General features: G+C 63.2%; 26 protein-coding genes and 1 tRNA gene. 12 read left to right on the forward strand and 15 right to left on the reverse strand.

What is annotated here, in order from left to right; translation table 11 throughout:
• Together E8A46_RS23355 and E8A46_RS23360 are read right to left on the reverse strand one after the other, a co-directional pair.
• Positions 1–76: transfer RNA gene (locus tag E8A46_RS23355), tRNA-Ile, on the reverse strand.
• Positions 77–329: 253 nt separating this feature from the next.
• Positions 330–1304 (reverse strand): tripartite tricarboxylate transporter substrate binding protein, encoded by a 975-nt coding sequence (locus E8A46_RS23360; protein ID WP_291566304.1) that lies wholly within the window; start codon positions 1302–1304, stop codon positions 330–332.
• Between the two features lie 287 nt (positions 1305–1591).
• Here E8A46_RS23360 and E8A46_RS23365 point away from each other — a divergent pair, with 287 nt between their 5' ends.
• Positions 1592–2560, forward strand: a complete 969-nt coding sequence (locus E8A46_RS23365; protein ID WP_291566306.1) for a TAXI family TRAP transporter solute-binding subunit — start codon at positions 1592–1594, stop codon at positions 2558–2560.
• Positions 2561–2696: 136 nt separating this feature from the next.
• On the opposite strand, the gene E8A46_RS23370 is transcribed toward E8A46_RS23365, so the two are convergent.
• Positions 2697–3908, reverse strand: coding sequence for an ABC transporter substrate-binding protein (locus E8A46_RS23370; protein WP_291566307.1), 1212 nt, complete (start codon positions 3906–3908; stop codon positions 2697–2699).
• Between the two features lie 188 nt (positions 3909–4096).
• On the opposite strand from E8A46_RS23370, the gene E8A46_RS23375 reads away from it, so the two are divergent.
• On the forward strand, positions 4097–5218 hold the full coding sequence (locus tag E8A46_RS23375; RefSeq protein WP_291566309.1) for a molybdopterin-binding protein: 1122 nt from the start codon (positions 4097–4099) through the stop codon (positions 5216–5218).
• A gap of 17 nt (positions 5219–5235) precedes the next feature.
• Positions 5236–7185 carry a molybdopterin biosynthesis protein gene (locus tag E8A46_RS23380; RefSeq protein ID WP_291566311.1) on the forward strand — a complete coding sequence of 650 codons (1950 nt, stop codon included), beginning with the start codon at positions 5236–5238 and terminating at the stop codon, positions 7183–7185.
• A gap of 184 nt (positions 7186–7369) precedes the next feature.
• Here E8A46_RS23380 and mobA read toward each other — a convergent pair whose 3' ends face one another.
• A complete protein-coding gene (gene mobA, locus E8A46_RS23385) occupies positions 7370–7999 on the reverse strand; it encodes a molybdenum cofactor guanylyltransferase MobA (protein ID WP_291566313.1) in 630 nt (209 codons plus the stop codon).
• The gene (locus tag E8A46_RS23390; RefSeq protein ID WP_291566315.1) at positions 7989–8879 is read right to left on the reverse strand and encodes a formate dehydrogenase accessory sulfurtransferase FdhD; all 891 of its coding nucleotides are present in this window, start codon (positions 8877–8879) and stop codon (positions 7989–7991) included. The genes mobA and E8A46_RS23390 overlap by 11 nt, the downstream gene beginning before the upstream one ends.
• Before the next feature lie 92 nt (positions 8880–8971).
• Between E8A46_RS23390 and mobB the strand changes: the two genes are divergently transcribed.
• The 7 genes from mobB to fdhF all read left to right on the forward strand — a co-directional run bounded on the left by mobB (position 8972) and on the right by fdhF (position 18135).
• On the forward strand, positions 8972–9499 hold the full coding sequence (gene mobB, locus E8A46_RS23395) for a molybdopterin-guanine dinucleotide biosynthesis protein B (RefSeq protein WP_291566317.1): 528 nt from the start codon (positions 8972–8974) through the stop codon (positions 9497–9499).
• Between the two features lie 8 nt (positions 9500–9507).
• A complete protein-coding gene (gene glp, locus E8A46_RS23400; RefSeq protein WP_291566319.1) occupies positions 9508–10764 on the forward strand; it encodes a gephyrin-like molybdotransferase Glp in 1257 nt (418 codons plus the stop codon).
• 58 nt (positions 10765–10822) lie between these two features.
• Entirely contained in the window at positions 10823–11095 is a 273-nt protein-coding gene (locus tag E8A46_RS23405) for a sulfurtransferase TusA family protein (RefSeq protein WP_291566322.1), read from the forward strand.
• Positions 11096–11467: 372 nt separating this feature from the next.
• Positions 11468–13123 (forward strand): OFA family MFS transporter, encoded by a 1656-nt coding sequence (locus tag E8A46_RS23410; RefSeq protein ID WP_291566324.1) that lies wholly within the window; start codon positions 11468–11470, stop codon positions 13121–13123.
• Between the two features lie 90 nt (positions 13124–13213).
• Positions 13214–13492 carry a hypothetical protein gene (locus E8A46_RS23415; protein WP_291566325.1) on the forward strand — a complete coding sequence of 93 codons (279 nt, stop codon included), beginning with the start codon at positions 13214–13216 and terminating at the stop codon, positions 13490–13492.
• A 171-nt stretch (positions 13493–13663) separates the two neighbouring features.
• Positions 13664–15373 (forward strand): NADH-ubiquinone oxidoreductase-F iron-sulfur binding region domain-containing protein, encoded by a 1710-nt coding sequence (locus E8A46_RS23420; RefSeq protein WP_291566327.1) that lies wholly within the window; start codon positions 13664–13666, stop codon positions 15371–15373.
• On the forward strand, positions 15370–18135 hold the full coding sequence (gene fdhF / locus E8A46_RS23425; protein WP_291566329.1) for a formate dehydrogenase subunit alpha: 2766 nt from the start codon (positions 15370–15372) through the stop codon (positions 18133–18135). The genes E8A46_RS23420 and fdhF overlap by 4 nt, the downstream gene beginning before the upstream one ends.
• Before the next feature lie 55 nt (positions 18136–18190).
• On the opposite strand, the gene E8A46_RS23430 is transcribed toward fdhF, so the two are convergent.
• The gene (locus E8A46_RS23430; RefSeq protein WP_291566331.1) at positions 18191–18667 is read right to left on the reverse strand and encodes a hypothetical protein; all 477 of its coding nucleotides are present in this window, start codon (positions 18665–18667) and stop codon (positions 18191–18193) included.
• 5 nt (positions 18668–18672) lie between these two features.
• A complete protein-coding gene (locus tag E8A46_RS23435) occupies positions 18673–18813 on the reverse strand; it encodes a hypothetical protein (protein ID WP_291566333.1) in 141 nt (46 codons plus the stop codon).
• Positions 18814–19074: 261 nt separating this feature from the next.
• Here E8A46_RS23435 and E8A46_RS23440 point away from each other — a divergent pair, with 261 nt between their 5' ends.
• Complete coding sequence (locus E8A46_RS23440; RefSeq protein ID WP_291566335.1) at positions 19075–19332, forward strand: hypothetical protein; 258 nt, start codon at positions 19075–19077, stop codon at positions 19330–19332.
• Positions 19333–19426: 94 nt separating this feature from the next.
• A complete protein-coding gene (locus E8A46_RS23445) occupies positions 19427–19621 on the forward strand; it encodes a hypothetical protein (RefSeq protein ID WP_291566337.1) in 195 nt (64 codons plus the stop codon).
• Between the two features lie 57 nt (positions 19622–19678).
• On the opposite strand, the gene dapA is transcribed toward E8A46_RS23445, so the two are convergent.
• From dapA to E8A46_RS23485, 8 genes are all read right to left on the reverse strand, one after another.
• The gene (gene dapA, locus E8A46_RS23450; protein ID WP_291566339.1) at positions 19679–20635 is read right to left on the reverse strand and encodes a 4-hydroxy-tetrahydrodipicolinate synthase; all 957 of its coding nucleotides are present in this window, start codon (positions 20633–20635) and stop codon (positions 19679–19681) included.
• Between the two features lie 6 nt (positions 20636–20641).
• A complete protein-coding gene (locus E8A46_RS23455) occupies positions 20642–21085 on the reverse strand; it encodes a hypothetical protein (RefSeq protein WP_291566341.1) in 444 nt (147 codons plus the stop codon).
• Positions 21086–21129: 44 nt separating this feature from the next.
• Positions 21130–21396: a hypothetical protein gene (locus E8A46_RS23460; protein ID WP_291566343.1), complete on the reverse strand. Its 267-nt coding sequence runs from the start codon at positions 21394–21396 to the stop codon at positions 21130–21132.
• A gap of 196 nt (positions 21397–21592) precedes the next feature.
• Positions 21593–21877 carry a hypothetical protein gene (locus E8A46_RS23465; protein WP_291566345.1) on the reverse strand — a complete coding sequence of 95 codons (285 nt, stop codon included), beginning with the start codon at positions 21875–21877 and terminating at the stop codon, positions 21593–21595.
• 14 nt (positions 21878–21891) lie between these two features.
• Positions 21892–22359, reverse strand: a complete 468-nt coding sequence (locus tag E8A46_RS23470; RefSeq protein ID WP_291566347.1) for a hypothetical protein — start codon at positions 22357–22359, stop codon at positions 21892–21894.
• Between the two features lie 416 nt (positions 22360–22775).
• A complete protein-coding gene (locus E8A46_RS23475) occupies positions 22776–22898 on the reverse strand; it encodes a hypothetical protein (RefSeq protein WP_291566349.1) in 123 nt (40 codons plus the stop codon).
• A gap of 363 nt (positions 22899–23261) precedes the next feature.
• Positions 23262–23975: a response regulator gene (locus E8A46_RS23480; RefSeq protein ID WP_291566351.1), complete on the reverse strand. Its 714-nt coding sequence runs from the start codon at positions 23973–23975 to the stop codon at positions 23262–23264.
• Positions 23976–23978: 3 nt separating this feature from the next.
• Positions 23979–25541, reverse strand: coding sequence for a DUF4118 domain-containing protein (locus tag E8A46_RS23485; RefSeq protein ID WP_291566353.1), 1563 nt, complete (start codon positions 25539–25541; stop codon positions 23979–23981).
• Positions 25542–25672: the final 131 nt, after the last annotated feature.

Genomic DNA, 25672 nt, shown 5'->3' on the forward strand with positions numbered 1-25672 from the left:
TGGTGGGCCCGGCAGGACTCGAACCTGCAACCAGACCGTTATGAGCGGCCGGCTCTAACCATTGAGCTACAGGCCCCGCCGCGAACTGCCGCTTGGGGGCGGCAGGCAACGGTGCTGGCACCCCTTACAATGTGGGGGGCGTTCCGGCAATGCCGGGTTCCTGCCGAGCTCATTCCGGCACTGGCTCCCGGCCAGACCTCAGACGTGCACTTGCACATCAGGGAATCCTGCGATTCCGGGTTCGCGCGGAGCCTGTCACCGGGCCGCGCTTTGCGCGGACCCGTTGGCGTGCCCCGGAATGACGCAGTGATCTCCGGCGCCGCATCGGCTCAATCCACCGAGACGCTGGCGAACTCGACCACCTTGCGCCATTTCTCGGTCTCGACCTCTATCAGCTTGCCGAATTCGGCCGGCGTCATCGGCTTCGGGATGCCGCCGATGGCAGTCAGCCGCTCGACCACCTTGGGGTCTTTCAGCGCTTCGCCCACCGCCTTGTTGAGAATTTCCACGATCTCCGGCGGCGTGCCCTTCGGCGCGGAGATGCCGTAGAAACCGACCGACTCGAATCCCGGCACGGTCTCGGCAATGGCGGGCACATCGGGCACGCCGGGCCAGCGCTGCGGCGAGGTGACGCCGAGCGCGCGCACGGTGCCGGAACGCGACTGTTCAAGCGCCGACGGCAGATTGTCGAAGATCAACTGCACCTTGTTGGAAATGATGTCGGGAAATGCGATCGCCGATCCGCGATAGGGCACATGCACCATGTTGACCCCGGTCATCGCCTTGAACAATTCGGCCGACATGTGCACGGAGGTGCCGTTGCCCGACGAGGCATAGGAGACCTTGCCCGGATTGGCCTTGCAGTAGTCGATGAATTCCTGAACGGTCTTGACCGGCATGGCGTTGGAGACGACCAGCAAGTTGGTCAGCTGGATGATGCTCGCGACCGGCACGGTGTCGCGGATGAAATCATAGGACAAATGCTTGTAGAGCGAGGCCGAGATCGCGTTGTTGGGGGCGACGAACAACAGCGTATAGCCGTCCGGAGTCGAATTGATCGCGGTTGCCGCCGCGATATTGCCGCCGGAACCGGTGCGATTCTCCACCACGAATTGCTGGCCGAAATGCTCGGACAGCCACTGGCTCATGATGCGCGCCACGACATCGACCGGGCCGCCGGCGGAAAAGCCGATCAGCCAGCGCACCGGGCGATTCGGATAGTCGACCGCGGATGCCGGGACGACGCCGCCCGCAAGGCTCAAAAGGCAGATCGTGCCGACGACGGCCGCGCGCAAGATACTCATGACGAGCGCTCCCTTGGAACAAACGTCTAGTGGTCCGATTCTAACATTCGCATCCCGTTTCGGAGCCACATTTGCGAATGTTAGAATGATATGGACCACTAGCAAGCATAAGTTTCCGGTGGATTGGATTTGACATTCGCTTTGCGAGCCCGCGGCCAACTCCTAGCGAATGTCAAATCCACTCCACCGGCATGCTTTCATACAAACCGGAATTTGCCTACATTGCGTTTTGTCCCATGTTCCTGCATGGGTCTTCCACCTGTCACGCGGATGCCGGAGGATCGCCGATGAAACTCGCTGATATGGTTTGTGCCGGTGCGCTGCTGCTGTTGGCGGGCGGTGCCGCAGCGCAAGATGGAGGCAAGTCCATTCAAAAGACCACGATCAGTTTGGGGACCGCGACGCAGGGTGGCGGCTTTCCGCTTTATGGCAACGCCTTTGCGGAAGTAATGGCGGACGCCGATCCGGCCTTGTCGATTCAACCGCGCAACACCAAAGGCAGCAGCGAGAACATCCCGATGCTGGAAGCCGGCCAACTCGATCTCGCGCTGGTCGCCGGAGAATCTTTCTATCAGGCGTTGGAAGGCATCGGTCGGCCACGCGTCAATCTGAGGATTTTGACCGCAATCTATTCCTCGGCCGGAATGTTCGCGGTGCGCGGCGATTCTCCCTACCGGACCATTCAGGATCTCGTCGGCAAGCCGATTGCATTCGGCGCCAAGGGTTCCGGCATTCCGATCCTGTCGCGTTACATGCTCGACGGGATCGGACTGAAGCAGGACGAGGATTTCAAATCCATCTACCTCGATCACGCGGGCGATGCGCCGGAGATGGTGCTCGATGGACGGGTCGCGGCGCTGTGGGGAGCCGGCATCGGCTATCCCGGATTCACCACCCTGGCGAAAAGTCCCGCGGGCGTCAGGTTCATCGCGCCGACCGCCGATGAGATCGCGCGGATGAGCGCCAAGCACGCCTTTCTCAAGGCGATGACGATTCCGGCCGGAAGCTATCCGAGCCAGAACGCAGCGATCAATTCGATGGGATCGTGGAGCTTCATCCTGACCAGGGTCGATCTTCCCGATGATGTCGCCTATCGGTTGGCGCGTACGCTGCACGGCGCCGAAGCCACGTTCTGCAAGAAGCTGGCGCAGGCCTGCGAAACCACGGCCGCGAATACGGTTGCGGCAGTGCCGGGTGTGGAGCTGATTCATCCCGGCGTGATAAAATATTTCCGCGAAATCGGCGTGGTGAAATGACTCGTCACCCCCTAAGGGGGACGAGTCATTCCGGGGCGATGCGAAGCATCGAACCCGGAATCTCGAGATTCCCCGACGTGCAAGTGCACATCTGAGGTCTGGTCCTTCGGACCATCCCGGAATGACTGCTACGCAGTCACTTCTTCACCAATGGACACGCCGGATCGGGCGGGCCAAACGCGTCCTCTCCGGAGATCTTCGCCAGCACCGTGTAATAGTCCCACGGATATTTGGACTCTTCCGGCTTCTTGACCTGCACCAGCATGAGGTCGTGCACCATCAGATTGTCCTCGCGCAGCCGGCCGTTGCGGGCAAAGAAATCCTCGATCGGTTTTTCCCGCATCTTCGCTGCCACCTTGAGCGGCTCGTCGGTGCCGCTCTCCTTGACGGCGTTGAGATAGTGCATGACCGAGGAATAGACGCCGGCCTGCCACATCGTCGGCATCCGGTTCATCTTGGAAAAATAGCGGATCGACCAGTCGCGGGTCTTTTGATCCATGTCCCAGTAGAACGAGGTCGTCAGCAACAGGCCCTGGGCTACCGGAAGACCGAGCGCATGAATATCGGTGATCAGTACCAGCAGACCGGCCATCTGCTGGCCGCCCTTCAATACGCCGAATTCGCCGGCGGTCTTGATCTCGTTGCCGTTGTTGGGCGGGCCGCCGGCGATGCCGATGACTTTCGCCTTCGAGGCCTGGGCCTGCAGGATGAACGATGACAGATCGGGCGTGGCAAACGGCGGGCGAACCGAGCCCAGCACCTTGCCGCCGTTCTTGACGATCACGGCGGAAGCGTCCTTCTCGAGCGAGTGGCCGAACGCATAATCGTCGGTGATGAAGAACCAGCTGTCGCCGCCGCGCTTGACCACTTCCTGCGCCGTGCCGACGGCGAGGGCACGGGTGTCGAACACCCATTGAATCGCATAGGGCGAGCAGAACTTGCCGTGGAAATCGGCGGTGCCGGTCGAATGCGCGATGAACATCCGCTTTTTTTCGTTGGCGATGTTCTGCACGGCGAGGCCTACCGCCGATACCGGCACGTCCACGATCAAGTCGACCTGTTCGGTGTCGTACCAGCGCCGCGCAATGCCGGCGCCGATGTCGGGCTTGTCCTGATGATCGCCGACGATGACGCTGATCGGCTTGCCCAGCACCTTGCCGCCGAAATCGTCCACCGCCATTTGCGCGGCGGTCACCGATCCCTGACCGGTCGGTGTGGAGGCCGGCCCGTTCATGTCGGTGAGAACGCCGATCTTGACCACGTCGTCCGAGATCTGGGCGAGCGCCGGGGGTGAGGACAGTAGCGCGGCGGCGAGGACACCAGCCACGGTCATGCTCTTGGTAAACATCTCGCTCCTCCCATGGCGCCAGCCGCATTGGCGGTATCGTTGGCCGCGAGCCTGGCTCGGCTGGCCCGTCCTTTTTGCCTTCATTTGATGGACACCGTCAACACAGGCAGCCTCCACAAAATGCGCCATGCAATGCGTCGCAGCATTGGGCTGTCTATTTCGCGGCTGATTCAGTACATAGGCGGGCCATGACTCCGCCCCAGCGCCTGCCGGCCTCGCTTACTCCGCTTGATGTGGCGCTCGCCGCGTTGCTGCACCGCCTCGCGCCGGTCGCGCCGGTCGAGCTTGCGCTTGTGGACGCGCTGGGCCGCACGGCTGCCGAAATGCCGCCGCTGCAGCCGCTTCCGTCGCGCGATGTCGCAACCGCCGACGGTTGGGCCTTGCGCGCCCGCGATCTCGTCGGCGCTTCGTCCTATTCGCCGTTGCCGCTTTCTGCGTCGCCGGTCTGGGTCGAGGCCGGCGAGCCGATGCCGGAGCATTGCGATTGCGTCGTGGATTCCGATTCCGTCGATCGGACAGGTCCGATGGTCCAGGTGCTGACGGAAGCCACACCGGGGCAGGGGGTGCGCCGCACCGGTGGAGATATCGCCGACGGAGCCCCCGTGATCGCCGCCGGTCGGCGCGTTCGCCGGCGCGATCTTTTGATCGCCCGCGCCGCGGGCCTGCATCGACTGAACGTGCGCCGTCCGCGCCTGCGTATCGTCAATATTCCCGCGCGTGCGGGCGAGACGTTGACCGCGCAATTGATTTGCGAAGCCGCGCGCGCGGAAGGCGCTGAAATCGTCTGCTCTGCGGCCACCGGACGCGAGGCCGCGCCGATCGCCGGAGCGCTCGATACAGTCGCATGCGATCTGCTGGTGACGATCGGCGGCACCGGAGTCGGCCGCAGCGATGCGGTGATCTCGGCGCTGGCGAAGCGGGGCGAGGTTGTCGCGCATGGCCTCGCGCTGCAGCCCGGACGAACCTCGGCGATCGGCCGGATCGGAGACGCTCCCGTTCTGGCGCTGCCGGGCGCGCCGGATCAGGCGCTCGGGGCGTGGTGGACGCTGGCGCTGGCCGCGCTGGACCGGTTGTCCGGTCGCGAGGGCCGACGGCGGCAAACGTTGCCGCTGGCCCGCAAGATCGCGTCAAACATCGGCATCGCCGAAATGGTCCTGCTCGAGAGAGCGGATGAAAGCTGGATGCCGCTCGCGGTGGGCGACCTCTCGCTTGCGGCCATCGCCCGAGCAGACGGACGGCTCGTGGTGCCCGGCGGGTCCGAGGGGTTCGCTGCGGGCACGCCGGTCGATGCCTATATCATGCGGGACTGACGGATATGAGTTCCGACATGACCAGCGTTTCCGTGCCGAAAATCCGTGACAGCAGGGATCAGGACCAGTTCCTGACCATCCTGACGCGCGAGGAAGCGCTGGTGCGTTTCGAAGCCGCCCTGTTTCCGCGCGCGATGCCCGCCGAAGCGCGGCTGTTGGCGGCTGCGCTCGGCTATCCCCTGGCGCGCGATATCGTGGCTGACGTCGACGTGCCGCCGTTCGATCGCTCCAATGTCGATGGCTTTGCGGTGCGTTCCGCCGATCTCGCTTCGGCCTCCGAAGCGAGCCCGGTTCGTTTCGTGCTGAACGACGAAGTCATCGGCTGCGGCACCGCGCCGAGCAGGCCGGTGCTGTCGGGTACCGCGACGTCGATCTCCACCGGCGGCCCATTGCCGCGCGGCGCCGACGCCATCGTCATGGTCGAGCATACCCACCCCGTTGGTATCAGCGCGATCGACATCCGCCGCGCCGCCTCGCCCGGTCAATTCGTATCCTATGCCGGTTCCGACATCGCGCGCGGCGAGGCGGTGCTGCGCGCCGGCACCGTGATCGGCTCGCGCGAGATCGGCATGTGCGCGGCCTGCGGGATCGCGCAGGTGTCGGTCGTGCGCCGGCCGCGCGTGGCGGTGATCTCCACCGGCGACGAGTTGGTGCAACCTGGCGAGATGCTGCGCCCGGCTGCGATTTACGACACCAATGGCGCGATCGTCAGCGCGGCGATCCACGAGAACGGCGGCGAGGCGGTATTTCTCGGCGCCATTGCCGACGACGAGCAACAGTTAGAGGCCGCGATGCGCAAGGCGCTTGCGACTTCCGATATGCTGGTGCTCTCCGGCGGCACCTCGAAGGGCGCCGGCGATGTATCCCACCGCATCATCGCCCGGCTGGGGAAACCCGGCATCATCGCGCATGGCGTCGCGCTCAAGCCGGGCAAGCCGCTGTGTCTTGCGGTCTGCGACGGCAAGCCGGTGGTGATCCTGCCGGGTTTCCCGACCTCGGCGATGTTCACCTTCCACGACATGATCGTGCCGGTGTTGCGGCGGATGGCGGGCCTGCCGCCGCGATCCGATGCCAAGGTCACAGCCAAAGTGCCGGTGCGGATTGCATCGGAACTCGGCCGCACCGAATTCGTCATGGTGTCGCTGGTCGATGGCACGGAAGGATTGATCGCCTATCCCTCCGGCAAGGGAAGCGGCGCCATCACCTCGTTCGCGCAGGCCGATGGATTCCTGAAGATCGATGCGCTGGCCGACCAGATGGCGGCAGGTAGCGAGGCCGAGGTGACGCTGTTCACGCCGCATGTGCGGGTGCCTGATCTGGTGATTGTCGGCAGCCATTGCACCGGGCTCGATCTCGTCACCGCGCCGCTGGCACGCGCAGGTCTTGTGGTGCGCTCGATCGCGGTCGGCAGCCTTGGCGGCCTCGCCGCGGCCAAACGCGGCGAGTGCGACATCGCGCCGATCCATCTGTTTGACGAAAAGTCCGAAACCTACAACACGCCGTTCCTCAGCGACGGCCTGGAACTGGTGCCGGGCTGGCGGCGGATGCAGGGCATCGTGTTTCGTGCCGGCGATGCGCGGTTCGAGGGATTGAGCGCGCAGGCTGCGGTGCGCGCCGCGCTCGCCGATCCCGGCTGCACCATGGTCAACCGCAATCAGGGCGCCGGCACCCGCATCCTGATCGACCGGCTGCTCGGCGAGGCGCGCCCCGACGGCTACTGGAACCAGCCGAAGTCCCACAACGCGGTCGCTGCGGCAATCGCGCAAGCCCGCGCCGATTGGGGCATGACGATCGCGCCGGTCGCCCATGCCTCGGGCTTGGGCTTCATTGCGCTCGCCGAAGAGCACTACGATTTAGCGCTGGTTACGGCGCGAAAGCAGCGCCCGGCGGTGCAGGCGTTCCTGGACGCGCTGGCGTCGGAGGAAACCCGCGCGGCGCTGAAGCAAGCGGGGTTTCGGCCGGCGTGAGTCTAGCGCTCGTCATTCCGGGGCGCGAGTGAAACGAGCGAGCCCGGAATCCATAACCACAATCGGGAGTATGGATTCCGGGCCTGCGCATCCAAGTCGGCTGTTGCCGACTTGGACAATGATATTGCCGAACTCGGGTAAACCCGAGTTCGGTGGCGCATCCCGGAATGACGAGCGAAGAGTCCTAGCTCCCGTCCAGCGCCGCCAGCCGTTCCGCCTCCGCGATATCGTCCACGGTGTTGGCGTTGAAGAACGGATCGAGCGGCTCGACCGGCCATGTCACGGTGGCGAGTTTGTAGCGCGCGGTCCAGCGGTCGATCTTTCTGACGTCTTCGACCACCAGCGCGTGGCGAAGCTCCTCGCGCAACGCGACGCTCCATAGTCCGATCACCGGATGCGACTGTCCGCCGGAGGCTGCGACCGCGAGCTGCGCGTTCTGTTCTGCTCGGGCCCGGTGCAGGCGTGCGACGAGGTCGCGCGGCAGGAACGGACAATCCGCCGCCGCGCTCAACACAAAGGAAACTTCGGGCCGGTTCGCCGCGGCCCAATCGAGGCCGGCGAGAATGCCGGCCAGCGGACCGGGAAAATCCGCCACCGAATCGGGAATGACCGGCAAGCCAAAGCTTGCAAACCGCGCCGGATCGCCATTGGCGTTGAGGATAAGCCGGTCGCATTGCGGCTTGAGCCGGGCGATTACGCGCTCCAGGATCGTGCGGCCGCCGATCCGGCGCATCGGCTTGTCGCCGCCGCCCATCCGCCGCGCCAGACCGCCGGCCAGCAGCACCCCGGGCGTCGGCGGAAATTCACTCGTCACGTTCGGCGCCCTTGCGCTTGTGCCGCGCCGACTCGTCTTCGACGAAAGCGAGATTCTGGTCGTAGACGATGCGCTCCTGGCCCGACAGCGCGATGAACCGCTTTCCTCGCGCGCGGCCGACCAGCGTCAACCCGACCTGCCGCGCCAGATCGACCCCCCAGGCGGTGAATCCGGAGCGCGAAACCAGGATCGGAATGCCCATCCGCACCGTCTTGATGATCATTTCGGAAGTCAGCCGCCCGGTGGTGTAGAGGATCTTGTCGGCGGGATCGACGCCGTGGCGATAGATCCAGCCCGCGATCTTGTCGACTGCGTTGTGGCGGCCGACATCTTCGGTGTAGCAGACCGGCGTGCCTTCCTTGCACAGCACGCAGCCGTGGATGGCGCCGGCTTCAAGATAGAGCGAGGGCATGGTGTTGATCGCGTGCGTCATCTGATAGAGCCAGGAGGTGCGCAGTTCGGCCCTGGGCAGCGCGACGTTTTCCACCGCCTCCAGCAGATCGCCGAACGCCGTGCCCTGCGCGCAGCCCGAGGTCTGCGTGCGCTTCTTCAATTTCTGTTCGAAATTGGTGTGGTGCTCGGTGCGCACCACCACGACCTGCAGATCGTCGTAATATTCGACCCCGGTGACGACGTCGTCATATTTAAGCATGTTCTGATTGAGCAGATAGCCGAGCGCGAGATATTCCGGGTAATCGCCGATCGTCATCATGGTGACGATCTCCTGCGCGTTCAGGTAAAGCGTCAGCGGCCGCTCCACCGGCACGTTGATCTCGACCGTCGCGCCGGTCTGATCGGTCCCGGTGACGCGTTCGGTCAGCCGCGGATCCCCTGGATTTGGCAGGATCAGAGGGACCGGGGTTTTGTCGATCTTGGTCATAACGGCAGGTTAGCATGACAACGGCTGTTAGCCGATATAAAGCACGTCAGGGCTGAACATCGCCCGGTTCCGTCTGCGGTTCGGAGAAAGTGATGAAAGTGATTGGCCTGGCAGGATGGAGCGGCGCCGGCAAGACGACGCTGCTGGCGCGTGTCATCCCGCATTTCCTGAAACAGGGGCTTCGCATCTCCGTGATCAAGCACGCCCACCATAGTTTCGATGTGGACGTGCCGGGCAAGGATTCCTGGATACATCGGCAGTCGGGTGCCGAGGAAGTGCTGGTGTCGTCCGGCAAGCGCTGGGCCCTGATGCACGAACTGCGCGGCGCCGCCGAGCCGCGGCTGCCGGAACTGCTTGGCAAGATGTCGCGGGTCGATCTTGTTGTCGTCGAAGGCTTCAAGTCCGAGCCGCATCGCAAGATCGAGGTGCATCGGATAGCCAACGGCAAAGCGCTGCTGTTCCCTGACGACCCCGCCATTGCCGGCATTGCAACCGACGCAACCCTGGAAACCGCGCTGCCGGTTGCCCATCTCGATGACATCCCGGCCATCGCCGCTATGATGCAAAAGTTCGCGATATCAGTGGAAGACGTGCTGGCGGCGAGCGTCAGCGAGGCCTGAGAGACCACATGGCGCAACTGTCCGACGATTGCTTTGCCTTCGGCGGACCGATGATGTCGGTCGATGAAGCCGTCGCGATCATCGCCACCCGTGTAAGCGCGGTAGATGAGATCGAGGCCGTGCCGCTCGAGAAGGCCGATGGGCGCATTCTCGCTGGCGATATTTCCGCATCCTTGCCCCTGCCGCCGTTCACCAATTCCGCCGTCGACGGCTATGCGGTACGGAGCAGCGATCTTCCGCTTCGGGAGGAAGCCGCGTTCCCGGTGTCGGGTCGCATTCAGGCCGGCGCTTCGGCGGGAGAACCGGTCAAGCCGGGCCACGCCGCCCGAATTTTTACCGGCGCTCCGATGCCGGAAGGAGCCGATACCGTGTTCATGCAGGAGGATGTTCGCGTCGATGCAGCCGGCAAGGTGGTTGTGCCGGCGGGTTTGAGGCCTGGCGCCAACGTGCGCCCCGTGGGCGAAGACATCCAGCTCGGGGCTGCCGCGCTCGGAGCCGGCCTGCGGCTGCGGCCGCAGGACATAGCACTCGCGGCCGCGTTCGGCCTGACGCAGATCGACGTGCGGCGTCGCATCCGGGTCGCGGTGTTCTCGACCGGTAACGAACTGGTGTCGCCGGGCGACCCGCGCCAATCAGCGCAATTGTATGACTCCAATCGCTTCATGCTGATGGCGATGCTGGCACGGCTGGGCTGTGAGGTCCGCGATCTCGGCATTTTGCGCGATGATCGCGGGGCGCTGGCGCAGGGCTTGAAGAAAGCCGCCGGAACCAACGATCTGATTCTCACCAGCGGCGGCGTTTCGACCGGCGAGGAAGACCACGTCAAGGCCGCCGTCGAAGATGTCGGCACGCTGGTGCTGTGGCGGATGGCGATCAAACCGGGACGTCCCGTCGCCATGGGGATCATCGGCGGCACGCCATTCATCGGACTGCCGGGAAATCCGGTGGCGAGTTTTGTCACCTTCGTCCACGTGGTGCGGCCGACCGTGCTGGCGCTGTCGGGCGCCCAGCCGCTGCCTTTGATTCCGATGCCGGTGCGCGCCGCGTTCACCTACAAGAAGAAGATTGCCCGCCGCGAATATGTGCGGGTCAGTCTCCACAAGATGGACGACGGCAGGCTCGAGGCGACCAAATTCCCGCGCGAGGGCGCCGGCCTGTTGTCGTCGCTGGTGGACACCGACGGGTTGGTCGAGCTTGGCGAGGAGATCACGCAGGTCGCCCCGGGGCAGACGGTTGGATTTCTTAGCTATGCGAGCCTGATGTGAGATTCATCCGCCTGCTTTGTCCGTTGACGATGCGACGCCGGTTCGCCGAAGATGGGTCATGACCACGACGAAACTCGACCTCACCGGCCTCAAATGCCCGTTGCCGGCCTTGAAGACGCGCAAGGCGCTGAAGGCGCTGTCGCCAGGGGACCTTCTGGAGGTCCATTGCACCGATCCGCTGTCGGTAATCGATATCCCGAACCTGATCCGGGAGACCGGCGACAGGGTCGAGATCACGGAGCGCGCCGAGCACCGCGTCGTGTTCATGATTGAAAAGGCAAATGGCCCTATTGAGATTGCGAATGGGCCGTCGCGTGCTGGGTCGAACTGAAACCGGGACAGTTAGACGCACCCGGAACCGGCTCGTACGGCGGCTATCGCTACCTTTTGCCTATCGACATCGGGCCGGGCTTCTGCCCCAATTCGTCATCTTCGTGAGGGGTTGCGGAGGTGAAGTCGTGTCTTCGGGTGCGGGCGCTGTGGCTCGAAAATCAGCGGGCGCCGGAGTGGGCTGTTAGTGGGCATAACTTGTTGCAGCACGGGTCAGAATTCGCCAATGCGCCTTTGCGATCTGGGCGCGTTGAAGAATTGCTGCGGAGCAGCAATGCGGGATTGGCACGCTGCGAGGAAATTTAGAGTATAGGACAACCGCAAACGTGGACGACAGACGTGCCCGGCAAGGGTCGCTGTAGGGGAGGGCTTGATGACGACAATTAGCGGCGCAGGGACGATGTCCGGCGGTGGGACGGGAATTCTCGATCGCGAGCACACGATCGCAAAAGCAGGCTTCAATCGCTGGCTGGTGCCGCCGGCCGCGCTTTGCATTCATCTGTGCATCGGCATGGCCTATGGATTTAGCGTGTTCTGGCTGCCGCTGTCGCGCGCGGTCGGGCTCTCGGCCCCAAAGGCGTGCCCGGACATGTCGCTATGGCAGGAGCTGTTCACCACCACCTGCGACTGGAAGGTGGCGAGCCTCGGCTGGATGTTTACGCTGTTCTTCGTGCTGCTGGGCGTGTCGGCCGCGATCTGGGGCGGCTGGCTTGAACGCGTCGGTCCCCGCAAGGCCGGCGTCGTCGCGGCGCTGTGCTGGGCCGGCGGCCTGTTGATCGGCGCCTTCGGCGTTTACGTGCATCAGCTGTGGATCATGTGGTTAGGGGCCGGTGTCATCGGCGGTGTCGGTCTCGGCCTCGGTTACATCTCACCGGTGTCGACGCTGATCAAGTGGTTCCCCGACCACCGCGGCATGGCGACCGGTTTTGCCATCGGAGGTTTCGGCGGCGGCGCCATGATCGGCGCGCCGCTGGCGAATATCCTGATCAACTACTTCAAGACGCCGACCTCGGTCGGTGTCTGGGAGACCTTCGCCACCATGGGCGTGATCTATTTCGTATTCATGATGATCGGTGCCTTTGCCTATCGCGTGTCGCCGGCCGGCTGGCAGCCTGAAGGCTGGACGCCGCCCGCGAAAGCCAATGCGATGATTTCGCAGAACCACGTCCATCTCGACAACGCGCACAAGACGCCGCAATTCTGGCTGATCTGGTGGGTGCTCTGCCTGAATGTTTCGGCCGGCATCGGTGTGATCGGCATGGCCTCTCCGATGTTGCAGGAGATCTTCGCCGGCAACCTGATCGGTCTGCCAGGTGTGAAGTTCAACGCACTTGGCGTCGAGCAGAAGGCCGCGATCGCCGCGATCGCCGCCGGCTTTGCCGGCCTGCTGTCGCTGTTCAACATTGGCGGCCGGGTGTTCTGGGCGTCGCTGTCGGATTATATCGGCCGCAAGAACACCTACTACGTGTTCTTCCTGCTCGGCATCGCGCTCTATGCGTTGGCGCCGACCTTCGCCGACATGGGCTCGAAACTGCTGTTTGTCAGCGCATTCTGCGTCATCCTGTCGATGTATGGCGGCGGCTTCGCCACCGTGCCGGCCTATCTCGCCGATATGTTCGGAACGCAGTTCGTGGGCGCGATTCACGGGCGCTTGCTGACGGCGTGGTCGACCGCCGGTATCATCGGCCCGGTCGTGGTCAATTATATCCGCGAGTTCCAGCTCGCGGCCGGCGTGCCCCGCGATCAGCTCTATAACACCACCATGTATATCCTGTGCGCGATGCTGATCGCCGGATTGGTCTGCAACTACCTGATCAAGCCGGTCGACCACAAATGGCACATGAGTGCCGACGAGGTGGCGAAGCTGCAGTCGGCGAGCGCGAAGAGCGAGGCTGCGATACAGCATGGCTCATTTGGCATAGGCAGGGGCGGGTTGGACGTCAGGGCCGCGCTGTTCTGGGCCTTTGTCGGCATCCCGCTCGGCTGGGGTGTGTGGAAAACACTGGAAAGCGCGATGAAGATATTCTGATCGCCGTTCCATCACCGCGGGACGCCAACCGATTGCGTCCCGCGCATTTGCCTCTTCAATCAATCGAAGAAATGACCCAAGGGGATTCCCATGCTTCGCATCATTGCCTGTCTCGTCGCCCTGCTGCTTGTCGCGGGCAGCGTTCACACTGTCTCGGCCCAGACCACCCCGGCGCCGGCGGCGGGCGCTGCTCCGGCCGCCGCAAAGTCTTCGCGGATGAAGCTGACGGCCGAGAAGCTGAAAGAGATGAAGGCCAAGTGGCTTGCCAACAAGGGCAAGCTCAGGGCCTGTCGCAAAGAGGTGAAGGCAAAGGGACTGGTCGGCGATGACCGCTGGTTCTACATTGGCGACTGCATGGACAAGACCTGAAGCCGGCGGCTTGCTGGAATCGACCACCAAAGGGGGCACGACAGCGAGGCTGCGTGCCCCTTAAATGCTTCCTGCGGCTACATAATTGCGCTTGGCATCTGGCATGCCACCGATTAGGATTGCACCGCAGAAGCTAGCCGCCGACCGCCACGGCAGGAACGAGACGTTTCGATGAGTCATGACGTTCAAAAGGTCCGCCCGTTCGAACATCCCGGCGAGGGACGCAAGCGCGCGAAGTCGACCCCCAAGGGACGCCAGATCGATCCGACCGCCGCGCACGAGATTGAGCTCTTGCTCGGCGACCAGCCGCGGCGGCGCGATCTCCTGATCGAGTATCTGCATCTGATCCAGGACAAATATCGTCAGATTTCCGCCGCCCATCTCGCCGCGCTCGCTGACGAGATGCAGCTCTCGTTCGCGGAAGTGTTCGAAACCGCGACGTTCTACGCCCATTTCGACGTGGTGAAGGAGGGCGAGCCCGATGTCGCGCCCTTGACCATTCGGGTCTGCGATTCGCTCACTTGCGCGATGCTGGGCGCGGAAAAGCTGTTGCATGAATTGCAGAACGCCGCGGGTCCCGGCATCCGCGTGGTGCGCGCGCCCTGCGTCGGTCGCTGCGACACCGCGCCGGCGGCCGAGGTCGGCCATCACTTTGTCGACCACGCCAGCGTCGCAAGCGTGCTGGCGGCGGCAAACAGCGGCGATACCCACGCCCATCTGCCAGACTATGTCGATTACGACGCCTACGTGGCCGGCGGCGGCTACTCGCTGTTGAACCGGCTGCGTTCGGGCAAATTGAAAAAGGAAGATCTGCTGAAGTCGCTCGACGACGCGTCCTTGCGCGGTCTCGGCGGCGCGGGCTTTCCGACGGGACGAAAATGGCGCGCGGTGCTCGGCGAGCCCGGCCCGCGGCTGATGGCCGTCAATGGCGACGAGGGCGAGCCCGGAACGTTCAAGGATCGCTATTATCTCGAGACCGATCCGCACCGTTTTCTCGAGGGCATGCTGATCGGCGCGCATGTCGTCGAGGCGCCCGACATCTATATCTACATCCGCGACGAATATCCGGCCTCGCGCCAAATCCTCGAATGCGAGATCGCAAAGCTGCCGCCGGGCGGGCCGCGGCTGTATCTGCGGCGCGGCGCCGGCGCCTATATCTGCGGCGAGGAATCCTCGCTTCTGGAAAGCATCGAAGGCAAGCGTGGATTGCCGCGGCACAAGCCGCCGTACCCGTTCCAGGTCGGACTGTTCGGACTGCCGACGCTGATCAACAATATCGAGACGCTGTGGTGGGTGCGCGACATCGTGGAGAAGGGCGCGGACTGGTGGAAGAGCCATGGCCGCAACGAACGCCACGGCCTGCGCAGCTATTCGGTGTCAGGACGGGTCAAGAATCCCGGCATGAAGCTGGCGCCGGCCGGCATCACGGTGCGCGAATTGATTGACGAGTTCTGCGGCGGCATGGCGGAAGGCCATGCGTTCCATGCCTATCTGCCGGGCGGTGCGTCCGGCGGCATCCTGCCGGCGTCGATGGACAATATCCCGCTCGACTTCGGCACGCTGGAAAAATACGGCTGCTTCATCGGTTCCGCGGCGGTCATCATCCTGTCCGAACAGGACAGCGTGAAGGGCGCGGCGCTGAACCTGATGAGGTTCTTCGAGGACGAAAGCTGCGGCCAGTGCACGCCCTGCCGCGTCGGCACCCAGAAGGCGGCGCTGTTGATGGAAAGGCCGGTCTGGAACCGCGAACTGCTCGACGAATTGAGTCAGGCGATGCGCGACGCCTCGATCTGCGGTCTCGGCCAGGCGGCCTCGAATCCGCTGACCACGGTTATTAAGTATTTCCCGGAAGAATTCGTGCCGAAGGAAGCTGCGGAATGACCAAGATCCAGTTCGAACTCGACGGCAAGCAGGTCGAGGCCATCAACGGCGAAACCATCTGGCAGGTTGCAAAGCGCCAGGGCCGCGAAATTCCGCATCTGTGCTACTCGCCCGAACCGGACTACCGGCCCGACGGCAACTGCCGCGCCTGCATGGTGGAGATCGAGGGCGAACGCGTGCTGGCGGCTTCCTGCAAGCGTACGCCGAGCGTCGGCATGAAGGTGAAATCGTCGAGCAGCCGCGCGGTCGCGGCGCAGAAAATGGTGATGGAGCTTCTGGTCGCCGATCAGCCGGCGCGCGAAACCTCGCACGATCCCGATTCGAAATTCTGGCACTGGGCCGAGAAGGTCGAGGTGACCGAAAGCCGCTTCCCCGCCGCCGAGCGCTGGCAGGGCGACGCCAGCCATCCGGCGATGCGCGTCAATCTCGATTCCTGCATCCAGTGCGGCCTGTGCGTGCGGGCCTGCCGCGAGGTCCAGGTCAACGACGTCATCGGCATGGCCTATCGCAATCACGATTCCAAGATCGTGTTCGATTTCGACGATCCGATGGGGGAATCGACCTGCGTCGCCTGCGGTGAATGCGTGCAGGCCTGCCCGACCGGCGCGCTGATGCCGGCGGTGATGCTGGACGAGAACCAGACCCGCGTCACCTATGCCGACAGGAAGGTGGATTCGCTCTGCCCGTTCTGCGGCGTCGGCTGTCAGGTCACCTATCAGGTCAAGGACGAGAAGGTGATCTACGCCGAAGGCCGCGACGGCCCGGCCAATCACAACCGGCTCTGCGTCAAGGGCCGCTTCGGCTTCGACTACATCCACCACCCGCATCGCCTGACAAAGCCGCTGGTGCGGTTGCCGAACGCGAAAAAGGACGCCAACGACCAGGTCGATCCTGCCAATCCGTTTACCCATTTCCGCGAGGCGTCGTGGGAAGAGGCGCTCGATATTGCCGCAGGCGGCTTGGTGAAAATCCGCGATGAAAAGGGCGTCAAGGCGCTCGCCGGTTTCGGCTCCGCAAAAGGCTCGAACGAGGAAGCCTATCTGTTCCAGAAGCTGGTGCGCACCGGCTTCGGCTCCAACAATGTCGATCACTGCACGCGGCTGTGCCACGCCTCGTCGGTCGCAGCCTTGTTCGAAGGTCTGGCCTCGGGCGCGGTGTCGGCGCCGTTTTCGGCTGCGATGGACGCCGAGGTGATCATCGTGATCGGCGCCAATCCGACCGTCAACCATCCGGTTGCGGCAACCTTCATCAAGAACGCGGCCAAGCGCGGCGCCAAGCTGATCGTGATGGACCCGCGCAGGCAGGCGCTGTCGCGCCATGCCTACAGGCACCTGGCGTTCAAGCCGGGCAGTGACGTCGCGATGCTCAACGCGATGATCAACACCATCATCACCGAGGGGCTCACCGACGAGCAGTACATCGCCGGCTACACTGAGGGTTATGATGACCTGAAGGCCAGGATCACGGATTTCACACCGGAGAAGATGGAGCCGATCTGCGGCATCCCGGCGGAGACCCTGCGCGAAGTGGCGCGGATGTACGCCCGCGCCAAGGCATCGATCATCTTCTGGGGCATGGGCATCAGCCAGCATGTCCACGGCACCGACAATGCGCGCTGCCTGATCGCGCTCGCGCTGATCACCGGCCAGGTCGGCCGCCCCGGCACGGGCCTGCATCCGCTGCGTGGCCAGAACAACGTGCAGGGTGCGTCCGATGCGGGGCTGATCCCGATGTTCCTGCCGGATTATCAGCCGGTCGGTCGCACCGATCTGCGCGCGCCTTTCGAAAAGCTCTGGCATCAGGATCTCGATCCGGTTCGCGGCCTCACCGTGGTCGAGATCATCAACGCGATTCATGCCGGCGAGATTACGGGCATGTATATCGAGGGCGAGAATCCGGCGATGTCGGATCCCGACCTGCAGCACGCACGCGAGGCGCTGGCCAAACTCGATCATCTGGTGGTGCAGGACCTGTTCGTCACCGAGACCGCGTTTCATGCCGACGTGATCCTGCCAGCGTCCGCGTTCGCGGAAAAGTCCGGCACCTTCACCAACACCGACCGCCGCGTCCAGCTCGCGCGCGAGGTGATCAAGCCGCCCGGCGACGCGCGGCAGGATCTGTGGATCATCCAGGAGATCGCCAAGCGCATGGGATTGCCCTGGAATTACAGCGGTCCGGACGAGGTGTTTACCGAAATGACTGAGGTGATGCCGTCGCTGAAGAACATTACCTGGGAGCGGCTGGTGCGCGAGGGCGCGGTGACCTATCCGGTCGACGATCCGCACAAGCCCGGCAACGAGATCATCTTCACCACGGGTTTCCCGACCGAGAGCGGTCGCGGCAAGATCGTGCCGGCGCATGTGCTGCCACCGGACGAACTGCCCGACCACGAATATCCGATGGTGCTGTCCACCGGCCGTGTGCTCGAACACTGGCACACCGGTTCGATGACGCGGCGCTCGCTCGTGCTCGACCAGATCGAGCCGGAGGCGGTGGCGTTCATGTCGCCCAAGGACATGCGGCGAATGAGCGTGCGCCCCGGTGATTTCATCCGGCTGGAAACGCGGCGCGGCGCGGTCGAAATCAAGGTGCGCTCCGACCGCGACGTGCCGGAGAACATGGTGTTCATGCCGTTCTGCTACGCGGAAGCCGCGGCCAACCTGCTGACCAACCCGGCGCTCGATCCGTTCGGGAAGATTCCCGAATTCAAGTTCTGCGCGGTCAAAGCCGAGCGCATCGAGATGCGCACCGCCGCGGAGTGAAGGGGATCACGAACTGATCGATCGCGGGGCGCGGAAGTCCTCCGCTCGGTCGGATTCATGGCACGTGAAAATGCCTGAAGCGGCGCTCGACCGCCTCCGCTATTTTGCCGGTCACGACAGCCATTCGCCGCCGGCCACGCATCGCAACGCGCATCAATTGCCGAAGGTAAGCGATCAACGGATTACCCTGATTTTCCAGATCAAGTTCGAACCGCTCGGACGGAAATATCGTCGCGCATCCCGAAGGCCGGGAATTCCTTCTGGCAAATGCCAGGGCCGAACTTTCGAGCAGGAAAATTCCGCCGATCTGTCCCTTGACGTCGCGGGCGAGCCAGAAGCCTTCCCTGTTGCGGCCGATGAAGAATGCCGGAATCGACGCACTGACGATGCCGGGATCGAGTGGCTGAAACGGCGTGGCCGCGGTCGCGGGCTGATCAGCCGCCAGGCCGGCGCGCTGGCTGCCCTGCGCGACCGCATCGGCCGAGCTTCGCGGCGTCGGCTGGTTCGGAAGATCTGGATACATTAGCGACATGGCAATCATGCTGATGATCGATGGTTTGGGTGGCGCGGGCGGGCGTACTCGGCCGCCGCCGCGGTCTGCCGCATCCAGGCGCTGACCAACGCGTCGAGCATGCTGCGCAGCGCGGCAGGCATGTTCAGAAACATGATTGCGGTCATGGCGCCCTCCGCTCGAATCCCCGGATCGCGAAGTCCTCAACCATTATTTGCCGATGACGCTATAGGAATGCGAGAGAGACGGATGCGGCATCGCATAGGAAAAATATAAAGATACGGCACGTCACAGGCCGTCCCTCCGATCTCAGCAGGGTGCTTATGACGCGGCTATGCGGGGGAACCGGCGGCCGTCTCGAATTCCTATGCCGTCGCAGTCATGTTCTGCTCAACGGCTCGCGTCCGAGCCGATGGTGGAGATCGAACATGGCCCATTTTCTTGTCAGCGATGACCGATATCGCGAGCTGATTTACGATGGCGACCGGCGGTCGCATCGCAGCGACCGGGGACAGACGCCGGGCGATTATCGTTTTGCCAGGGCCCATGGCAAGCCCGCCCACGGCCCGCTCAGCCGTGTCAGCGGCACCTTCAGGCGGATGGTCGAGGCGATCGCCGATTCGAAACTGCGGCGGATGGAGCGTGAACTCGAGCTTCGCGGCATTCCGACGCGCGATAATCCCTAACCCCCGAATTCCGGCCGGCAGAGCGCTCGCAAGGAGTGGAAACAGACCACGCAGCCCCCGCCGTTTTCCGGTCAGCCTGCTAGAGGAGCGTCACATGCGACAGTTTTCCGTCATCGCGTCCGTTCTGGTTTCCCGTCTCGGACATGCGGCCGGCGCGCTGGCGAGTTTTCTGAACCCGTTCCGGGACCTCAGGAAATATCGTCCGGAACAGCATTATATGCGCGGTCCCGGACCGAAATGGCGCGAAAAGAACTTTCGCCAGCGTGCATCGACCGCGCGCGGTACCTGAGCTGGCGAAGCGTCTAGCCAGGCATGCCGCCGCGCAGCCCGCAAGACCTAAGGCTTGCTAGGTAGCGGCCGCATCTGTCTGAGAGCGGACGTCTTCCCAACCTTCGCTGGCGAGATCCTCCTCCCCCATCTCCGCGAGCGCGCTTTCGACCTCGGCCTTTGCCGTCTCCGCCAATTCCACGATCGGCAGGCGGGTGTCCGGGCGCATCAAGCCGAGCAGGCCCATCGCATATTTGAGCGCCGCCGGGTTTTCCCTGGCGAGCAAAGCGGCAAGCCGCGCCAGCCTGCTCTGCAGATATCGGGCGGACTGCAACCGTCCCTGCCTGCAGCTCGAAAAAATCGCCTGACAAAGCTCTGGCGCGACGTTCGATACCACCGAGATGCAGCCGTCCCCGCCATTGGCAAGGAAGGCGAGCGCGGTTGTGTCGTCTCCCGACAACAGTCGAAATCCCGACGGGACCATCGAGCGCAGGCGTATCGGGCGCGCCAGATCGCCTGTTGCATCCCTCAGAGCGATGAACTGCCGGGATTGCGCCAGCTTCGCCAGCGTGTCGTCGGATAGTTCACGGATGGTTCGGGCGGGAATGTCGTGCAGGATGATGGGGAGCCTGGTTGAATCGGCGATCGCGCGAAAGTGCGCGGCGATACCGGCCTGCATTGGCTTGTTGTAGTAAGGCACGACCGAGAGCACCGCATCGGCGCCCGCCAATTCGGCGCGACGGGTCAGCTCGATGGCCTGGCTGGTTGAATTCGATCCTGCTCCGGCAATGACGCGGACGCGGCCATTGGCGATCTCGACGGCGGTGCGGACGATGGCGTCGTGCTCGGCCGGTGTCAGGGTCGAGGCCTCTCCGGTGGTCTCACCGGCGACGATCGCCGCAACGCCCGCCCGTATCTGACGCTCGCAAAGCTTCGCGAAGCAGGCCAGATCGATATGGCCGGCTTGATCGAACGGCGTGGGGAGATCGGGCAGGTAGCCCGTGAGCCAGCCGATGGAATTTGCAAGGGGTGTCATCGGAGTTCACGCGGCACTTTCCATCCGGGCGAAACCTTGCCGGTACGCGGAAAGCACAAGGCCCTGCCGGCACCTGACCCCGGCCTCGATCTGGAAGCCCATTTGCTGGAGCCTCATCCTTATCTTGAGGCTGGCGTCGCTTTCGCCGGAGTCGATCAGGATGGCTACGGCCGCATGGGTGCTGAGGAACGGCGATATCTCGGCGAGCGCGGCCTCGATAGCGCGCGGCGAATCCTGTCCCGCGATCAGGCCGATCGCGTGCTGCCCCCGGGGAATCCGGGAGCTCGCCGGGGTGGCCACCCGCATGAATCCGCGCCGCCGGAGCGCAAGGCAGAGCTCCATCCGGTCGCTGCCCGCGACGATCGCGCGCTGCAGGCTGGACAGGCGCGTGAGTCCGATCATGGTATCGACGACCTGCTCCTGGCTTTCGACGGAATGAGGCTGAACCATCTGGCTCTCCTTCCAGCTATCCTGGACGATGGCTATCCGGCGTTTCAGGCGGCGCGCCGGGCGCCGACGACGCGATCGGAGGCGGCAAGTCGGCCGCTCATGTCGAGCTCGATTTCGCGCGACAGCTCGACGATGGTCTCGGGGTGATGACCGTTTTCAAAGAGCGCGTATTTGACGGCTTGCGCGCGGTTGACGAACAGGCCGCCATAGAGACCGCTTTGTTCCTGCGCGACCCAGTTGCCGCGGCTGTTCCTGCCAATAAAGACGATGGTCGATGCTGAGCTGCACGAGGGAGGTTCGACGAGCTTCACGTTGGTATTCCTTCTTGTGACGAGCAAGGCTGGCCCCGGAGCGCCGGACCGTTCAGTTGCCGTATGGTTCTGGACGGGCGCCGTCGCCGGGGAGGCTGCTTGACTCATGCCGCCAATATCTTCCCGGGCGGATATGAATTCGAGAGCGTCGGGGCGGCGATCTCATAGGAACCGCATAAGCCCGAAGGTGGCCGTCTCAAACCGGAACGGCGCGATCGAACCCGCTGACCAGGCAGCACAGCGCCGCGTAAGCCATTGTTTCGTCCCAGTGGTTGAGGACGGCAGCAAGCGGCTGTTCGTGCTCCAGCGTCGCCAGCACCGCGCTCAGGATGGTGGACATCCACAGTAACGCGGTCAGACTTCGGTCGAAGCCGACGCTGCCAAACGCGGCGAAAATCACTAGAATGACCATGCGCAGGCAGAAGCGAACGATCACCTCGGTCGATTTTACCTGTCGCGTCACATTCGGTAGCTGCGCCACGTCGAGAATCCTTCTTACGCGAAATTGTCGCAGCAGACCGGCTCGCAAAGCAGGCTCTCGCCGCGCGGCACGGTGGGGACGCTTGTCCTGGCCGACGGCGCGCTGGTGCGCTGCGCGTCGACGAATGTCTTCAATATCGCAAGCGGCAGGTCGGCATGGCTGGCTTCGACCGATTGATCGAGCCATTCGGGAAGTTCGCGCTGGCGCGATAGCGCGCAATGCCATTCGCCGTCGTCATAGACGATGCGGCGAACCTGCCATTGCGGCACCTCCAGCTCGATCAGCGCAAGCACGGCATCGGTCCAGGCGCCCGATTTGATCAGCCGTTCGATCCGCGCTGTCGTCTCGGTCCGCCGAACCGGTGGAAAGCACCAGCACGCCTCGCTGATGACGTCCGACAGCAGCTCTGCCGTTACGGCATGCGCCTCACGAAGCCGGTCCTCGATCCCGATTTGGTCGCGATATGCTGCAAGCAGCGGCATGGTCTGATCTCAAACTGGCGCGCGGTCGCAACCTGCGGCCGTCGCCCGCAATGTGATCAAAACGCCGTTTGAAAACGAGGCGGGGCGGGAGCCCGAAAAATAGGAATTTCATAAAGGCCCGCGTGCGCCGATGCGGCCTCAGCCTCGCGCCGGATCAGTTCGCCGGCGCCGGCACGAACATTCGTTTATGACTTGCCACCGGTGTTCAAAACGCCGTTCGCGCGGCGGCCTGAGACATAAGATGCAATTCTTTCGGATTGGCGGGGTCGCACTGCACAGGGAACGCTTGCCCTCGCCGCGGAGGCGGTCCCTGCCATGGCAGCCAATCCTGCAAAGTCGTTTGGTAAGCGTTGCCGTTTGGCGGGGTGATCTCGAGCGTCACTTTCGCAAGCCAGTTGCTCGGCGCGGTTTTGGTCTCAGGGCCGATCGCGGTTCTTCCGCACGAAGGGAATAGAAACGGCGATCAGTCCAACCACAATCAGCATCCAGTACTGGCCGTCGAATCCCAGAAAGGAAAAATGTTCAATGAGAAAATGCAACGCTTCCTCTCTCTCTCTCTCTCTCTCTCTCTCTGTTTTTTGTGCAGAACAAGCACTTTGCTTGGGCAGCATAAGCATAAAGGCACATAAATTATATTATTTTTATACTATTGTAGGGGGCGGAGGTCTCGATCGTCGTTTGGGGGCGGCCTTGCCGGGCCGCGTCCGGCAAGGGATTGGCGCCAACGGTCGATCGAATGGCGACGGTGACGATCCTGGATTGTTTCACGCCGCGCGCGCGGATCGGCGATCATGAAAAGGATCGCGATCCTGCGTCTGCCGACAATCCGCTGAAGAAGCCCTCGAACGCTTAAGAGCGTTTCTCGGCGCGGTCGCGGTCAGGAGCCCGACGAGGTGAACGCGTCAGCTCGCCGCAATATCTTCAAGGCGGGCCTGAAGGCGATAGCCGACGCCGGATTCGGTCACCAGAAGGCGCGGGTGATTGGGATCGGTTTCGATCTTCTGCCGCAGCTTGCGAACCAGAATTCTTAAGTACTGGATATTGTCCCGCTGGTTGCCGCTCCAGATATCCTTGAGCAACTGGTCGTGCGTCACCACCAGGCCGACATGGGTCGCCAGGATATGGAGCAGCCGATACTCCTTGCGGGTCAATCTGATCTGTTGCTGGTCGAGCGTTACCGTTCGCGTGACGAGATCGACCGAGAGCGGGCCGGCTACCACCACGGGATTCTCGGTCGCGCTCTTGAAATATCGCCGCAACGCGGCTTCGCTGCGCGCCAGCAGCTCGGCCATGCCGAACGGCTTGACCACATAGTCGTCGGCTCCGGCCTGCAGCAGTCGAACCTTTTCGTCCTCGCTCGATACCACCGAGAGGATGATGATGGGCACATTCGACCACGACCGGATCCGCTCCAGAACTTCCGATCCGTGGAGATCGGGCAGCGCCAGATCGAGAATGATGAGATCCGGCGCGCTGAATGTGGCGGCCCTCAATCCGTCGGCGGCGTTCTCGGCCTCGATCACCGAGAAGCCCTGGAGTTCGAAGCCAGCGCGAAGAAATCGCCTGATTTTCGCTTCGTCTTCGATCAGGAGCACGGTGTTGGCAGGTTTATTCATTGGTCATGGCCGATAGTTCAGAGGGCTGATCGAGGAGCCGGGCAGGGTGATGGAGGCCGTCGTTCCCCGTCCTTGCCCGGGACTCGAGATGCGAATGCTGCCACCGTTTGCCCCGACAAAGACGGATGCGATCCAGAAGCCGAGGCCAGACCCCGGAATGGTCTGATGGCGCTGGCTTCGGAACGATTTTCGGCCAAGTTGCTGCTGTTCGTCCGAGGTTATCCCGACGCCTTGATCTGAAATCGACAGGATGACGTCTCCCTGTTCGCTTGTTGCGCTGACCGAGATCGTCGAACCGGATGGGGAATATTTCGCCGCGTTTTCGAGAAGCTGCCCGCAGGATTCTTCGATCAAGCCGGAATCGACGTTGACCAGCGGCAGGTCTTCGGCAAATGCGGTCTCGATCTTGTGCGCGGTCAATCGCCGCGCTCTTGTCTTGATCGCGGCGTTCATGATGTCCCTTGGATCGGCCCATTCGAGATGCGGGTCGACGCCGCCTCCGGTGACCCGCGTCGCATTGAGAAGGTTTTGGATGAAGCCATCGAGTTCTGCGACTTCGTCGGAGATGGCTTCAACCAGCGAGTGGGCCCGATCATCGCGCTGAATCAGGGGCATTGATTCCAGCACGCTCGCCGAGCCCCGGATGGCCGCCAAAGGCGTACACAATTCATGCGAAAGCGTGCCCTGAAATGCGTCTCTCAGGAGCTGGCCCTGCAGGCGCAGCCTGGCGTCCTCTATCGCCTTCTCGATATCGATCCGTTGCAGCGTCAAGGAGACTTCTTCAAGGATCGCCTCGACGCGACGGGTCCTGAACGTGACGGTTTCGCCGGAGCCGCCGCCGATATTGACCGCAACAAGCCCATGAACCGCGGTCTCGGAAACCACAGGCCTCAGCAACCAGACGTTCTGGGTCGGCCCATCGATCATGGAACGAGCCGGAGCCTCGGTTGTCGCGATCATCGATGCGACGCTCTCCCGCACCACCTCTGGCACCGATTCTGCTTTCGGCGGCTCGAAGTGACCATCGGTCCTGGCGGCGAAGAAAACGACTGGCTGTCCAAGGGTCCGGGAGAGGTAGTTCTGAGTCGCGGAGATCAAGTCCGACACGGTGAAACAGGCCGCCAGACGCCGCGAGAATTCGTAGAGGTTTTGAATATCCTTTTCTCGCCGACGCAGCGTTTCCGTCTCCTGTCGCAAGCGAGAGGCCAGATTGCTGCTGACCAGCGCGACCACCAGAAACAGCAAGAGGTCGATGACCTCTTGCGGGTCCTCGACCGCAAAGCTGTAGATCGGTGGAAAAAAGAAGAAATCCGCCGCCGCCATGCTTGCGATCGATGCGAGCGTTGCCGGCCAGATGCCCCATTGGGTGGCGGCGATAACAACGGGGATCAGATAGGCGATCGGAACGAGATTGGCCGCGGCGGTCCGGTCAAGCAACACCAGCACCGCGGTGACAAGAGCGACGCACGCGAGCGACATCAGCAGCGGCAAGACGTCGGTGCGCAGAAAGCCCTGCGATGGCAGCTCGTGATCCGGCTGCAAGGGACTTGCGCTCCTGCTCGTCACCGAGCTTGCCCGCGTCCTTGCGAGCTTTTCAACGATCGGCAGATGAGAATACAAAGGTACGTGCTTTCGTAGAGAAAGACACCGGATGATCGTCACCATGGCTTCTGAAATAGCCGCAGCAAGATCACGCC

This window comes from Bradyrhizobium sp. (assembly GCF_004799445.1).
In the GTDB taxonomy this organism is placed as follows: domain Bacteria; phylum Pseudomonadota; class Alphaproteobacteria; order Rhizobiales; family Xanthobacteraceae; genus Bradyrhizobium.